At 72.3% G+C, this 14,497-nt stretch carries 10 protein-coding genes; 3 read left to right on the top strand and 7 right to left on the bottom strand.

Translation table 11 applies throughout. The features are described 5' to 3' along the window. On the top strand, positions 1-1,481 hold a 1,481-nt coding region (locus tag ACWDSL_RS30755; RefSeq protein ID WP_450490940.1), incomplete at its 5' end, for a transposase. Between the two features lie 29 nt (positions 1,482-1,510). On the opposite strand, the gene ACWDSL_RS30750 is transcribed toward ACWDSL_RS30755, so the two are convergent. Then, positions 1,511-2,056 (bottom strand): hypothetical protein, encoded by a 546-nt coding sequence (locus ACWDSL_RS30750; RefSeq protein WP_385613164.1) that lies wholly within the window; start codon positions 2,054-2,056, stop codon positions 1,511-1,513. A 137-nt stretch (positions 2,057-2,193) separates the two neighbouring features. Between ACWDSL_RS30750 and ACWDSL_RS30745 the strand changes: the two genes are divergently transcribed. Next, positions 2,194-2,682 carry a glutathione peroxidase gene (locus ACWDSL_RS30745; protein ID WP_450490938.1) on the top strand — a complete coding sequence of 163 codons (489 nt, stop codon included), beginning with the start codon at positions 2,194-2,196 and terminating at the stop codon, positions 2,680-2,682. A 178-nt stretch (positions 2,683-2,860) separates the two neighbouring features. After that, positions 2,861-7,576 (top strand): putative T7SS-secreted protein, encoded by a 4,716-nt coding sequence (locus tag ACWDSL_RS30740; RefSeq protein ID WP_450490936.1) that lies wholly within the window; start codon positions 2,861-2,863, stop codon positions 7,574-7,576. Positions 7,577-7,610: 34 nt separating this feature from the next. Here the strand turns inward: ACWDSL_RS30740 and ACWDSL_RS30735 are convergent, their stop codons facing one another. The 6 genes from ACWDSL_RS30735 to ACWDSL_RS30710 all read right to left on the bottom strand — a co-directional run bounded on the left by ACWDSL_RS30735 (position 7,611) and on the right by ACWDSL_RS30710 (position 14,378). Next, positions 7,611-9,446: a glycoside hydrolase family 9 protein gene (locus ACWDSL_RS30735; protein WP_450490934.1), complete on the bottom strand. Its 1,836-nt coding sequence runs from the start codon at positions 9,444-9,446 to the stop codon at positions 7,611-7,613. A 71-nt stretch (positions 9,447-9,517) separates the two neighbouring features. Further along, positions 9,518-10,240: a glycoside hydrolase family 5 protein gene (locus ACWDSL_RS30730; protein WP_450490932.1), complete on the bottom strand. Its 723-nt coding sequence runs from the start codon at positions 10,238-10,240 to the stop codon at positions 9,518-9,520. Beyond that, a complete protein-coding gene (locus ACWDSL_RS30725) occupies positions 10,240-11,052 on the bottom strand; it encodes an SGNH/GDSL hydrolase family protein (protein ID WP_450490930.1) in 813 nt (270 codons plus the stop codon). The genes ACWDSL_RS30730 and ACWDSL_RS30725 overlap by 1 nt, the downstream gene beginning before the upstream one ends. A gap of 128 nt (positions 11,053-11,180) precedes the next feature. After that, positions 11,181-12,116 (bottom strand): HpcH/HpaI aldolase/citrate lyase family protein, encoded by a 936-nt coding sequence (locus ACWDSL_RS30720; protein WP_450490928.1) that lies wholly within the window; start codon positions 12,114-12,116, stop codon positions 11,181-11,183. Beyond that, the gene (locus ACWDSL_RS30715) at positions 12,106-13,362 is read right to left on the bottom strand and encodes a CaiB/BaiF CoA transferase family protein (RefSeq protein ID WP_450490926.1); all 1,257 of its coding nucleotides are present in this window, start codon (positions 13,360-13,362) and stop codon (positions 12,106-12,108) included. Before ACWDSL_RS30715 ends, ACWDSL_RS30720 begins: the two co-directional genes overlap by 11 nt. 80 nt (positions 13,363-13,442) lie before the next feature. Beyond that, on the bottom strand, positions 13,443-14,378 hold the full coding sequence (locus tag ACWDSL_RS30710; protein WP_450490942.1) for a LysR substrate-binding domain-containing protein: 936 nt from the start codon (positions 14,376-14,378) through the stop codon (positions 13,443-13,445). Between the last annotated feature and the right edge of the window lie 119 nt (positions 14,379-14,497).

The following is a 14,497-nucleotide window of genomic DNA, read 5'->3' as shown; positions in this document are numbered from 1 at the left end:
ATCTGCTGGAGCAGCCGCACCGCATGCCCGCCCCCGCCCGGCCCACCGGGCACGTCCTCACCGGGACGACCAATGCCCACCGGCGCCCGCGCAGCAGGGCGGCGACCTGGTTCGACCACACCGGGCCGCTGACCCTCGTCTTCGCCGGAGGGCCCACCGGACGTGGGGACATCGTCTTGCCGGTGCGGCTGGCACAGGGCGCCGGACGCTGGCCCTATCTGCTGCACTACCTGAACGACCCGAGCCGCTGGCACAAGATCGATCTGGTGCGCAGGCGGGATCCCGCCGTCCCGGGCGGCTGGGCCTATGAGGCCCATCTGATGGTCCTCGCCCCTGGCTACGCCTCCGCCGCCACCCGTACCCGGCGCTGCCAGGCCGCCACCCTGAACAGGGTCGGCGGGGTGGACGGCAACGTCTCCAACCTCGCCGTCGTCTCCCTGCCCTCCACACTCGACCCCGATGACGGCGGCGTGCGCTCCGACCGGATCACCCTGACCGAGCAGGAGCAAGATGCCCTGGCCGCAGGGCGCAAGAAGGCCCGGGGGCGCCAGCGCGCTCTTGACCGTTCGCGGCGCGCCTCCAACTCCCAGCAGTATCAGCGCTCCCGGCGTCAGAAGGCCCGCGACGAACGCCGACAGGCAGCAGGTCTGCCCCTGAAGGCCGTCACCGTCCCCGCCGGACCCCGGCGCACCACCGCGACCGGAAGACCCCGGCAGGCCTACCGCCGCGACACGCTCAGCACCGGCTACCGCAGTCTGCGGGCCCGCCACAGTGCCGCGGCCGCGAGCGCGGCCGAGGCATCCCACCACCGCGCGAAGAAGATCGCCGCTCATCTGGTCGCCGTCCACGGTCCGAACCTGACCGTCGAGGATTGCGACATCCGTACCTGGTTCCGCCTGTGGGGCCGCGCCTGCTCCGCCACCACCCCCGGACGGCTGATCGCCGCACTCGCCGCCGAGTGCACGGCTACCGGCGGACGACTCCTGCGCGCCTCGACCTTCACCACTGCCCTGTCCCAGCACTGCCTGTGCGGCCGACGCGTACCCAAGTCCCTGCGCCAGCGCACCCATCACTGCGACCCGGCCGAAGGCGGCTGCGGACTCAAAGGCGACCGCGACCTGGTCTCCGCCGCCCTGGCTACCTTCACCGCCCTCACCGACCCCGACGACCCCACCACCGCCCGCCTGGACCACACCCGCGCACGGGCCGCCCAGATCCTCTTCGCCCAAGGGCTGCAAGAAGCCCTGACCGAGTCAACCGCACCGAAGTCCGCGCCCTCGGGCCGGACCCGCGCGGCAGCCGATCCCCGAAGGAACACCCTTCCCCGGCAACGGACGGCCTCTGCTCGGCGAAACGCCGGACCCTGCACCGTGGCAACCCCGGATGAGACCCGACCCGCACCCCAGCGGCCCAAGGCCCACGCCGGAACGACACGATCGCACACCGGCCGCCCCCGTACACACATACGGGATAAGTCTTAGGTCGCGCATGTCCGAGCAGTTCCCTGCTGTCACGGCCGGTGCAGATCCGCGTACAGCACGATTTGCACCGTCAACACCGCGATCAGCAGGGTTTCGGCCACCGAGATCGCGACGAGCGGTGCCTTGGCCGGGCCGCTGGTCCAGTAGACGATCAGGGCGGCGATCGGCGCCACGGCGAAGAGCAGCAGGTCGGCGGCGAGTTGCAGCCGCTTTCTGGAGATCCGGCGGCGGTCGTCGCGGTGGGCCGTCTCCCAGCCGAAGACCCGCGTCCGGTCGGGGGCCAGTGTGGCCAGCCGTGGGTCGAGGTCCTGGCGTATGTAGCGGCCGATGGCCGAGATCTTTTCGTCGTTGACCAGATAGGTCCAGCCCAGCAGCACCGAGGCCGGGGGCAGCAGCAGAAGCAGTTCGGGCCGGCCGCCGCCTTGCAGCGAGAAGGTGATGATGGCCGCCATGGAGGCGAGCGTGGCGTAGAGCAGATTGTCCCGGAACCCGATACGCGCCCGCTGTTCCTCCTTCACCTGTTCGTATTCCACGATGAGCAGCCTGCCGACGACGGCTTCCTCGTCCCGTGACACACATCCCCCTTGACGAGCTCTCGCTGCCCTGATGCCCCGGACCACCGAGCGTAACCGCAGACGGCCGACGGCAGCGCATAGATTTGCCATGCACCGACGGAACGACGAAGACGGAACGACGAAGGCGAGTTGCACCGATGAGTCTGTACGACATTCCCCTGCACACCCTCTCCGGCGAGCCCACCACCCTCGGCGCGCACCAGGACACGGCGCTGCTGCTGGTCAACGTGGCCTCCAAGTGTGGGCTGACCCCGCAGTACGAGGGCCTGGAGCGGCTGCAGCAGCGCTACGCCGAGCGCGGCTTCACCGTGCTGGGCTTCCCCTGCAACCAGTTCGCCGGCCAGGAGCCCGGGAGCGGTGAGGAGATTCAGACCTTCTGCTCCACCACGTACGGAGTCTCCTTTCCGCTCATGGAGAAGATCGAGGTCAACGGCGAGGGGCGGCATCCGCTGTACGCCGAGCTGACGACGACCGCGGACGACGCGGGCGAGGCGGGCGACGTCCAGTGGAACTTCGAGAAGTTCCTGGTCTCGCCGCGCGGCGAGGTCGTCGCCAGGTTCCGGCCGCGGACCGAGCCGGAGGCGGCCGAGGTCGTCGCGGCGATCGAGGCGCAGCTGCCCCGCTGAGCCCCGGAGGCTGGGCAGCCACCGCACACCCACCCGGCTCGCGGGGACACCATCCCCGCGGGCCGGTCGCGTACCCGCTTCCTCAGAACCTGCTCAAACCCGTGGCCTGCGCGTTCTCGGCGGCCCGTCGCGCAAGTAGGCTCATCGCGGCACCAGCACACGTACGGGGGTACACGCGGTGGGACTCGGGGATTTCATACCTGATCCGGTGCAGCGCTTCGTCGACGACCAGGTGGGATACGTCGGCGAGGCCATCGACGGGGCGGGCGACTTCACCGCCGACCGGCTGGACGACATGGGCTGGTCCGGCGGGGCCGACTGGCTCCGGCGTACGTCCGACTCGGCCGCGAGCGCGCTGGGCGCGGACGTCGAGGAGATGGGTCTCGACCAGACCGACGACCCCAAGCAGCTCGTCCACGGCAGCCCCGACAAGCTGCGGGCCACGGCCGACCACCTGACCACCTTCGAGAACGCCTTCAACGACGTCGGCAAGGGGCTCCAAGGCGTCGGCCCCCACGCCCTCGACACCTTGAAGGGACGGTCCGCCGCGGCCTTCGCCGGGCAGGTGTCCGCCGAGCCGAAGAAGTGGTACGTGGCGGCCGACGCCTGCGGAAAGGCGGCCGCGGCGCTGCGCGAGTTCGCCGAGACGGTGGAGTGGGCCCAGAAGCAGGCCGACGACGCCGTACGCACCTACCGCAGGGGCAGGAAGGCCTCCGAGGAGGCCCGCGCCGCCCACCCCGCCCAGCCCCGGCCGTCCGCCGGTCATGGCCCCGGCAGCGCCGATATCGAGGCGGCCCAGGACATCCTCGGCGAGGCGCGGCGGCAGCGGGACACGGCACACCTCACCGCTCAGCGGGCGGTGGCGGCGGCGCGCGACAAGGCCCCGCGTAAACCCTCGTACCTCCGGCGGGCGGCGGACGGGGTGGAGGGGCTGCGGCTGGACGGGAGCCACTTCGTCGGCGGCGTGGTCAAGGGTACGGCGGGGCTGGTGAACTTCGTCCGCTCCGTGAACGCTCTGGACCCCTACAACCTCACCCACCCCGCCGAATACGTCACCCGCCTCAACGACACCGCCGCCGGTCTGCTCCGGATGGCGAACGACCCGCATACGGCGGCGAGGGCCATGTGGGACTCCTTCGAAAAGGACCCCGCGGAGGGTCTGGGGAGACTGGTGCCCGATCTGGTCGGTACCAAGGGTCTCGGGGGTGTGCGGTCGCTCGCCACCGCGGGCAAGGACCTCGCCAGGATCGCCGAACGGGTGCCGGGCAGGGGCTGGATACCCAGCAGCTGGAAGGGGAAGTTCGGCGGCCACGCACAGCTCAAGAAGGACGGTGCCGCACCGCACAGCGTGCCCGACCACGCCAAGACTCACGGCCACACCGACCCGGTGGACCTGGCCACCGGGAAGATGTACCTGCCGCAGACCGATGTGTCCCTGCCGGGCCTGCTGCCGCTGGTGTTCCAGCGCAGGGCCGAGTCCGGCTACCGCGCCGGGCGGTGGTTCGGCCCCTCGTGGTCGAGCACGGCCGATCAGCGCCTGGAGATCCTTGACCGGGGCGTCGTCCTCGTCGGCGCCGATGGACTGCTGCTGTCCTATCCGCATCCCGCCCCCGGTGTGCCGACGCTGCCCGAACTGGGCCCGCGGTGGCCGCTGGAGCGCACTCCCGACGGCGACTACACCGTCACCGACCCGGACACCGGCCACGTCCGGCGCTATACGGGCCCCGAGGGCGTGCCGCCCGGCGGGGACGGCGAGGCGCCGCTGACCGAGATCTCCGACCGCAACGGGCACCGCCTCACCTTCACCTACGACTCCGACGGCACCCCCACCGGCATCGTCCACGACGGCGGCTACCACCTGACGTTCGCCACCGAGGGCGGGCGGATCACCGTCCTGCGCCTGGGCGACACCGAACTGGTCCGCTACGGCTACACCGACGGCGACCTGACCGAGGTCACCGGCTCCAGCGGCCTCCCGCTGCGCTTCGAGTACGACAGCGACCACCGGGTCATCGCCTGGGTGGACACCAACCGCCGACGCTACGAGTACGTCTACGACGAGCGCGACCGCGTCGTGTCCGAGGGTGGCACCGAAGGCCATGTGTCGATGTGCATAGACTACGACGGTGCCGGCGCCGGTGACGGCGTCGACCCGGACACCGGCCACCGGGTCACCGCGGTCCGCACCCCCGAAGGGCACACCACCCGCTATCTGGTCGACGACCGCTGCCGGATCGTCGCCGTCACCGATCCGCTCGGCAACACCGTCCGTACCAGGCCCGACCGCCACGGCCGCCCGCTGGCCCACACCGACGCGCTCGGGCACACCACCCGCTACGCCTACGACGAGGCCGGCCGCCTGGCCCGGCTGACCACACCGGACGGCCACACCCGCACCATCGCCCGCAACCCTCTGGGGCTGCCGGTGGAGATCACCGACGCCGACGGAACGGTGTGGCGCCACACCTACGACGAACGCGGAAACCGCACCGCCACCACGGACCCCGCCGGCCACACCACCCGCTGCACCTACGACGAGCGCGGCGCCCTGACCTCGGTGATCGACCCGCTCGGCGGGACCACCCGGGTCCGCTGCGACACGGCCGGCCTGCCGCTGGAGATCACCGACCCGCTGGGCGCCACCACCGCCTACCACCGCGACGCCTTCGGCCGCCCGACCACCGTCACCGACCCGCTCGGCGCCACCACCCGCATGGAGTGGACGGTCGAGGGCAGGCTCGCCGCGCACACCGACCCAGGCGCTGGACGCCAGAGCTGGTGTTACGACGGCGAGGGCAACTGCGTCGCGTACACCGACGCCCTGGGCCAGGCGACCTCGTACGAGTACACCCACTTCGACCTGGTGGCGGCCCGCACCGGGCCCGACGGCGCCCGCGTCGAGTACGCCTACGACACCCGGCTGCGCCTCACCCGGGTGACCGACCCGCAGGGCCTCACCTGGACCTATGAGTACGACCCGGCGGGCCGCCCGGTGAGCGAGACCGACTTCGACGGCCGTACGTCCACCTACCGGTACGACGTCGCCGGCCGGGTCGTCTCACGCACCAACGCCCTCGGCCAGACGGTCGACTTCGCCCGGGACCCCATGGGCCGGATCGTGCGCAAGGCGGCGGACGGCCGGGTCATCACCTTCGACTGGGACCCGGCGGGCCGGCTTGCGTCGGCCGAGGGCCCGGATGCGCAACTCGCCTTCCACCGCGACCTGATGGGCCGGGTCAAGTCGGAGCTGTCCGGCGGACGGGTCCTGGCGCACACCTACGACGCGCTCGGCCGGCCCGTCCGGCGCGTCACCCCCTCCGGCGCGCTGTCCTCCTTCGCGTACGACGCCGCCGGCCACCGCACCACGCTCAAGGCCGGCGGCCACACCATCGCCTCCGCGTACGACGAGTCCGGCCGCGAGACCACCCGCCGCATCGACCGCGCCGCCACACTCGCACAGGTCTGGGACCCGGCCGGCCGGCTGGCCGAGCAGATCCTGACCAGCCACCCCCAGCCCGCCGAAGAGGCCGCCACCGTGCAGCGCCGCGAGTACACCTACCGCGCCGACGGCCATCTGACCGGAGTCGCCGACCAGCTGCGCGGCGCCCACGGCTTCGAACTCGACCCGGCGGGCCGGGTCACGGACGTCCACGCGCCCGGCGGGCGGGGCGAGAGCTACGCGTACGACGAGACGGGCAACCAGACCTACGCCTCCTGGCCCGCGCCGTTCGCCTCGCACTCCGACGCCACCGGCCCCCGCACGTACACCGGCACGCGGGTCACCCGCGCGGGACGTGTCCGGTACGAGTACGACGCGGCGGGCCGGATCACCTTGCGGCAGCGGAACAGGCTGTCGCGCAAGCCGGACACCTGGCGGTACGCATGGGACGCGGAGGACCGGTTGACCTCCGTCACCACCCCCGACGGCACCGTCTGGCGCTATCTGTACGACCCGCTGGGCCGGCGCACCGCCAAACAGCGGCTCGCCGCCGACGGCGAAACCGTCGTCGAGCGCGTGGACTTCGTCTGGGACGGCTCCACGCTCGTCGAGCAGACCACCACCGGGCAGGCCAGGCCCGAGCCGACCACCCTCACCTGGGACCACGACGGGCTCCGCCCGGTCGCCCAGACCGAGCGCGTCACCGACGACATGGGGCGCCGGGAGATCGACCGAAGATTCTTCGCCATCGTCACCGACCTGGTGGGCACCCCCCGTGAACTCCTCGACGAGAACGGCGACATCGTCGCGCGCCACCACGCCACCCTGTGGGGCGCGACCGGCCCCGGGGCGGCCGGGGAGGCCGGGGCGGCCGGGGCGGCCGGGGAGGCGCATACGCCACTGCGCTTCCCCGGTCAGTACCACGACCCGGAAACCGGACTCCACTACAACCGGTTCCGCTACTACGACCCCGAGACCGCCCGCTACACCAGCCCCGACCCACTCGGCCTGGCCGCCGCGCCCAACCCCGTCGCGTATGTGGCGAACCCGCACGCCTGGGTCGACCCGCTGGGCCTCTGCCCGTGCGCGCCGGGGCGGCCGGACGGCGAGACCGTCCTCAGCGGCCATGGCATCATCTGGTCGGATGACCTCCGTCCGGGCGAAGAGGCCCTGATCACGGTCCCGAAGGGGACAAGCCTCTTCCTGTACGTCCACCATGGCGAGACCCTCAGCGACAAGACGGCCAACCTCATCGAGCTCGGCACTCGGCCGCTGTTCCCCACCGAGATCGTCGCACCGGGCGAACGGGTCCTGGACTACTCGCTCCTCCCGCCCGACGGTCTGACGATCATGGGCAATCCGGTGACGGTGACGAGGGAGACCAGGCTCTCGGAGCTGCTGCAGCCGAACATGGGCAACGTGCACTGGGCGGCGTGCCGGGAGGTCATATGGTGAGCCCGCCGCTGGGGCGGCGGGCTCTCAGCCCCGCTCAGCGCTCCGCGGCGAACGCGACCAGCCAGGCCAGCGGGGCGTTCCAGTTGATCGCCACCTCGTTGGTCGAGTACGAGCCGATGTCGTCGATGTAGCACTTGGCCGCCGCACACCCCGGCAGCTTCTCTTGCGCCACCGGGTCCTGGAGGGCCGAGTCCGGGCCGCCCGCGAGCGACCCGGCGGGCGGGTTGGGCAGCGAGGCGTCCGCTTGGTGGGCCCAGAAACGGTGGTGCTGGTTGTGGGACGCCTGCTCGCCGTAGCCGGACACATAGGACTGGCCCAGCGCGTTGCGCCCGAGCAGATAGTCCAGCGTCTCCAGCGCCCCGTCGCGGTAGCGCCGGTGGCCGGTGAGCTCGTACGCGACGGCGATGACGGTCGCGTTGTTGCCCACCTGGCCGTTGGAGCCCCACACATAGCCGTCCTCCGGCAGCGGCACCGCGTAGCCCTGGCGGGCCATGGCGTCCAGATAGCCGTCGGCGGCCGAGACCACCGAGGCGCGGACGCGCGCCCGGTCGTCGGCGGCCAGGCCGTTCGGGACGGTGGCCAGGGTGATCCGGCCGAGGGCCGCGGTGTCGGGCCAGGCGAAGCCGAGCGGGGTGAAGGCGTCGGCCGAGGTGTGGAAGGGCGAGGAGACGACCGCGTCCCGGTACGGGCTCTCCCCGGTGGTCGCGTAGAGCTCGGCCGCCGCCCAGTAGAACTCGTCGTCGACCCGAGTGTCCCCGTACGCCCCGCCACCGGTGCCGTCCGAATCCGGGGCGAGCACGTTCGGGTTGGCCTTCGCCGCGGTCCAGGCGCGGCGGGCGGAGGCCAGACAGCGGGCGGCGAAGGCCTTGTCGTACGGCGCGAACACCCGGGCACACTGGGCCGCCACCGCCGCCAGGTTGAGCGTGGCGGCGGTCGACGGGGCGTGCAGCTCACGCGGCTGGGAGTCCTGCTCGGGCCGGGTGGGCAGACCGGTCCACTGCGCGTCATGGATCTTGTGGAACGCCATGCCCGCCCGCGGCTTGCCCTCCGGGATCTGCATCCGCATCAGGAACTCCAGCTCCCAGCGGGCCTCGTCCAGTACATCGGGGACCCGGTTGCCGCGCTCGGGCACCCGCAGCGTGGCGTCCCCGAGCGCCGACTCGTGTCCCGAGCGCTTGGCGCGCTCGAAGGAGTTCACCGTCTGCCATACCGCGATGCCGCCGTTGACCACGTACTTGCCCTGGTCACCGGCGTCGTACCAGCCGCCGCGGACATCCCGGGAGTAGTCGCACACCCCGGTCTGGCACGGGACACTCGTGTCCCCCTTGTTCGGCGCGATACCCAGGTGTCCCGCGGGCCGGGCGTACGCCGCCCCCGCCAGCGACGCCTGGATCGGGATGCCGCTGCGCTGCTGGTAGAAGAAGGACATCGCGTCCGAGCGCAGCGCGTCGTACAGATCCGCGTGGATGTCGAAGGGATGGCTCGCCCGGCCGTCCACGGTGAGCGTGTAACCGGTGCCCGTGCCCTGGTACGAGGAGAAGTCGACCAGGTGCGTGGCGTCGCCCGAAGCGGTGTCGGCGCCGTGCACGGTGGTGGTGCCCGAGGCGGCCACCGCACCCGCGGCGTCCCGCAGCTGCCAGGGCAGCGCGGTGGTGGCGGGGGTGACGACGGTGGCGCGCTTGGGGCCGGAGGGCAGATATCCCAGCTGGTTGACCTGGACGGCGGAGGGCGCTGCCGCGGCGGCCGGGGTCGCGGGGGTGGCCTGGGTGGCCGAGGTGGCCGGAGCGGCTGGGGCGGCGATCAGCAGCAGCGCGCCGGCCAGCAGAGCGGCGGCGCCGCGGGCGCCGCGCGGACGGGGGCGAGCGGGCATGGCGGACCTTTCTGTCGCGGCCGGTGTCCGGCCGGCGCGGGTGTCGGGCGGAGGTGTTTCAGGCGTGCGGGTCAGGAGCGGTAGACCGTGGCTTCCTTGGCCGTGGCGGCGATGCCGCCTACGCGCTTGAAGATCCGCTGGCCCCAGCTGGTGAGTGCGGCCGGGTCGAAGTCGGTGGTCATGTCGAGGTATTCGACCCCGCCGCTGTTGCCGCTCCAGGACCAGCCCAGATAGCCGAGCCCGAGCGACTGCGCGGTGGCCATGATCGCGTCCTCGTCCGGGTTGCCGTCGGAGTGGTTATGGCCGAACTCGCCCACCACGATGGGCAGTTTGGCGTTGACGAAGCGGGTCAGATAGTCCTTGACCTCGGCCGCGGTGTCGAACACGCCGTACATGTGGATGGAGAACACCGTGTTGCGGTCCGGGTCGGCGGCCAGCACCGAGGCCGCGTTGTCGCGCATGGTGAAGGTCCAGTCCTGGCCCCAGTTGGGGGCGTCGGCCATCAGCGCGTTGTGGATCCCGGCGGCGCGCAGCTTCGCGATGGCGGCCTTGGTGTCCGCGGTCCAGGCGGCGGCGTTGTTGTTGCCGTACGGCTCGTTGCCGAGGTTGACGACGGCGTAGTTCTCCTGACCGGCCAGGGCGGAGCGGACACCGATCCAGTAGTCGGCGGCGCGGGCGAGGGTGACCGCCCCGCTCTGTTCGCCGTAGCCCGTGGTGTCATGGGCCTCCAGCACACAGATGAGCCGGTTCTGCTTGCCCTGCGCGACGACGCGGGTGCGGGTGGGGCTGCGCATCATCGACTCCCGGGGGTGCTCGGGGCCCGGTCCGTCAGACCAGGGGTCAGCAGCTTGGTGAGCGCGGGGTACCAGCGCGCGGCTATCTTGTCGTCGCCCGTGGCGTTGGGGTGCACCCCGTCGTAGGTGTCGGTGGCCGTGGAGAAACCGCTCCACTGGTCCACCGCTATCACGGGGGAGCGCGATGTGCTCTTGGTGGCCGCCCATCCGGGGATCTGGGCGTTGAGCGCCGTCACCCGGGCGGCGCACTCCGGACATGAGCCGGGGTTCATGGGGAGGATCTGCGCCACGAGGACCTTCATGTTCGGGTTGCTCTGGCGCATCTGGTCCACGAGCGTGCTGTAGGCGGCCAGGATCCGGTCGGGGGCGATATTGCTCCAGACGTCGTTGGTGCCGAAGTGCATGACAACGATGTCCGGATGCGTGGCGGAAAGCCAGCCGGGCAGCTGGTTCTGCTGGGCCACGGCCGTCGCCAGGAAACCGCCGTGGCCCTCGTTGTCGCCGTCGTACGGCACCCCGCAGCCCTGCGGGCCGAGCGTCCCGACGAAGTCGACGGAGGTGTAGCCGGTGCTCTGCAGCTTGTTCCACAGCACGGCCCGCCAGCATCCGGGCGAGCCGGTGATCGAGTCGCCCAGCGGCATGATGCGCACCGGCGCGGCGGCGGTGGTGGTGGTCGCGGTTTTCGCGGTGTCGGGCGCGGTGTCCGGTGCGGTGTCCGGTGCGGGGCCCACGGGCCGCAGCGCGGTCAGGGCCAGGGTCAGGGCCAGCGTCGGGATCGCCAGGAGTGTTCTCAGAAGCCTCGTTCTCCGCACGGCCGTTCCTCCTCGGCTCGGTGGGGGGTATGGGAGCGCTCCCAATTGTGTGTAACCACGTTGCCGAGGTGCGTCAAGAGGCTGGGCGGATGAGAGTGACCGGCCGGTGACGGCCGGTCAGGGTCGTCTCAGGGGTGGCATCTCCGCCGGGCCAGGGTGCGGCGCGCCGTCTCCGCCATCGCCTCGTCCACCATCCGCCCCTCGAACAACACCGCGCCCTCGCCCCGTTCCTGGGCCGCCGTCACCGCCGCCACCAGCCGCTCGCACCGCGCCAGCTCCTCGGCGTCCGGCGAGAACACCTCGTTGACCACCGCCACATGGGACGGGTGGATCACCGTCATCCCCTCGTACCCCAGCGCCCGGTTCTGCTCCGCGAAGCGCCGCAGCCCCGAGAGGTCCGCGACATCCGCCCACAGCCCGGCCACCGGATGCGGGCTGCCCGCGGCGCGCGCGTCCAGCAGCACCCGGGCGCGCAGCGGATGGGTCTCCTCGCCGCCCGGGCTCCAGCGGTAGCCGACCGCGCGCTCCACGTCCCCGCCCGGGGCGGTCAGCGCGCCCAGGTGCGCGACCCGGCCGGCGGCCCGCCCGATGTCGTACGCCTCGCGCAGTCCGCGTGCCGTCTCCAGCAGCGGCACCAGCGCGATCCGCCCCTCCGGCAGGCCCGTCTCGCGTTCGCACCAGGCCAGCAGCCGGTCGGCGAACCGTACGTCGTCGGCGCAGCGCACCTTCGGCAGCACCACGCCGTACAGCCCCGGGCCGACCACCGCGCGCAGGTCCTCGGCCCCCGCCCAACCCGCCGCGTGGTCCAGGGGGTTGATCCGTACGAGCAGCCGCATCGGCCCCGGTGTCCGCGCCGCCCGCTCGACGGCCTCGGCCACCGCCTCCCGCGCCGCCTCCTTCGCGCCCTGCGGCACCGCGTCCTCCAGGTCGAGGATCGCCGCGTCGGCGCCGGCCGCCTCGGCCTTGGGCAGCCAGCCGGTCCGGCTGCCCGGTACGAAGAGCAGCGAACGCAGCAACTCGCGGTCCGGATCCCGGTCGTGGTCGATGGAGTGGTCAGATGACACCTTGGCCCTCCAGCTTCGCCAGCCGCTCCCCGTCGATGCCCAGCCACTCCCCGTACACCAGGCCGTTGTCCGCGCCCAGCGCCGGGCCGGTGCGCCACACCGCGCCGGGGTTGCGGCGGAAGTGCGGCAGCGCGGCCTGCATCCGGACCGGGCCGAGGTCCGGATCGTCGACGGTGACGACGTCCTCGCGTTCGGCGTAGACCGGGTCGGCGACGATGTCCGCCGCGCTGAACACCCGGGAGGCCACCACCTCGGCGTGCTCGAAGGCCGCCAGGCACTCGTCCGCCGGGCGCGCCGCAACCCACGCGCGCAGCGCGTGATCCAGCCGCTCCCGCCCGGCGTGCTGCGCCTCCACGGTCGCGTACGCCGCCTCGTCCAGGCCCAGCAGCCGCACCACATTGAGCACCGAGCGGGTGGTGGCCGAGGTGACCGTCAGCCAGTCGCCGTCGCCGCTGCGGTAGGTGTTGATGACGGCGGCGGGCGCGACGGCCAGCTGGTTGCCGGCCCGCTCCGGGGCCGCGCCGAGCTGGTCGTACGCGATGATCTGCCACTCCACCAGCCGGAACAGCGGCTCGAAGAGGGCCAGGTCGATCCACTCGCCCTCGAAGTCCGGATCGGTGTCGCGGCGGTGCAGTGCGGCCAGGATCGCGAACGCGCCCATCAGGCCGGTGACCGCGTCCCCGTGCGAGAACCCGGTGTGCACGGGCGGCCCGTCCGGGAATCCGGTCAGATGCACCACCCCGCTGCGGGCCTCGCCCATCTTGCCGAACCCGGGGGCGTCGGCCCGTGAGGAGGTCGCGCCGAAGCCGGAGATCTGCAGCAGGATCGCCTTGGGGTTGACCGCGTGCACGGCCTCCCAGTCCAACCCCCAGGCGCGCAGCCGCCCCGCGCGCAGGGTCACGATCACCACATCGGCCCAGGCGATGAGGTCATGGGCGATCCGCCGCCCCTCCTCGTGGTGCAGATCCAGGGTGACGGAGCGCTTGTTGCGGCCCGCGACCTTGAACCACAGCGGCACACCGTCGCGCCGGGGCCCCATGGCGCGGGCCGCGTCGCCCGTACCCGGGGGCTCCACATGCACCACATCGGCCCCCTGGTCGGCGAGCATCGCCCCGGCGAGTGGGCCCGCCACGACGTGGGCGAACTCCACCACCTTCAAGCCGGTCAGCTGTCCCTGCTGTCCCTGCTGTCCCCGGAGTCCCTGCTGTCCCTGAGGCGCGCGGCTGTCGTTGTCCATACGGTCCATACGGCTCAGGCTGCGGGGTCGGCCATATGCGGGTCCAGCAATGAACGGGCATCAATTCATGCGGATCTCGCAAGGGTTCACTACGCCTCGCCGTCCTCCCAGAAGACCCCGTCGGGCAGCCCATGACCCGCGTCGCGCAACTCCTCCAACTGCTCCAGAAAGCGGCGCGCCCCCGGTGGCAGCGCCCGCCGCGCCGGAAGCACCACATGCAGCCGCCGCTCCACCACCGGCTCCACCAGCGGGCGCCGCACCAGCTTCCCCGGGGGCACCAGCGGATGCACCAGCGCGGGCATCGCGGACACCCCGAGCCCGGCCGCGACCAGCCCGCCCACCGTCGCCACGCTCGACGCCTCCGCCGCCGGGTCCGCCGACAGGCCCGCCTGGGCGAAGGCCGCGTCCGTCATCCGGCGCACGCTGGAGTCCGCTCCCACCGCAAGGAACGGTTCGCGCCCCAGGTCCGCCCAGCTCACCTCGGGCTTCTCGGCGAGCGGATGGAGCTCGGGGAGTACGGCGTCGAACCGGTCGCGGACCAGCGGGCGCAGCCGTATCCCGGCCGTGCGCCGGGCCACGGTGGACACCGCGAAGTCCGCGTCGCCGTCCACGACCCGCTCGAGCACCGGGCGTTCGAGCCCGTCCAGCAGCCGTACGGTCACCTCCGGGCGCCGTGCGCGGAAGGCGGAGATCACCGGGGGCAGCAGCACGGCCGCCACCGAGGGGAGGGTCGACAGCGCCACCGTGCCGCGCTCACCGGAGACATAGCGCCCCAGCTGCGCCAGGCCCGCCCGGTGGGCGGACAGGATCTGGTCCGCGATGCGCAGCGCCTCGGCCCCGGCCGGGGTCAGCTGCACATTGCGGGTGTCGCGCTCCAGCAGCCGCATGCCGAGCGTGCGCTCCAGGTCCGCGACGGCGCGGCTCAACGAGGACTGGGACACATGCATGTCGGCCGCCGCGGCGGTGAAGCTCGCGGCGCGGGCCACCGCGGCGTAGGCCGCGAGCTGGCGCAAAGTGACGTCCATCATGAAGCGGGAGAGTAGACGCGACAGGCGCGCGAGGGAACTGTTGCGCTAAACGCATAGAGAGATCTGTGTTCGATGCTGGACGCGGATCTTTCGCCGCTCGGAAACTCATCGGCAAC

The sequence above is a fragment of the Streptomyces sp. NPDC000941 genome, assembly GCF_053599555.1.
Note: the sequence above shows the minus strand (reverse complement) of the source record. Positions and strands in the feature narration are given on the sequence as shown.

Bases quoted from the DNA above. Each gene is read 5' to 3' on its own strand.
- ACWDSL_RS30715 (WP_450490926.1), bottom strand. From the start codon at position 13,362: ATGGACCGTATGGACAACGACAGCCGCGCGCCTCAGGGACAGCAGGGA.
- ACWDSL_RS30735 (WP_450490934.1), bottom strand. From the start codon at position 9,446: ATGCCCGCTCGCCCCCGTCCGCGCGGCGCCCGCGGCGCCGCCGCTCTG.
- ACWDSL_RS30710 (WP_450490942.1), bottom strand. From the start codon at position 14,378: ATGGACGTCACTTTGCGCCAGCTCGCGGCCTACGCCGCGGTGGCCCGC.
- ACWDSL_RS30730 (WP_450490932.1), bottom strand. From the start codon at position 10,240: ATGCGCAGCCCCACCCGCACCCGCGTCGTCGCGCAGGGCAAGCAGAAC.
- ACWDSL_RS30745 (WP_450490938.1), top strand. From the start codon at position 2,194: ATGAGTCTGTACGACATTCCCCTGCACACCCTCTCCGGCGAGCCCACC.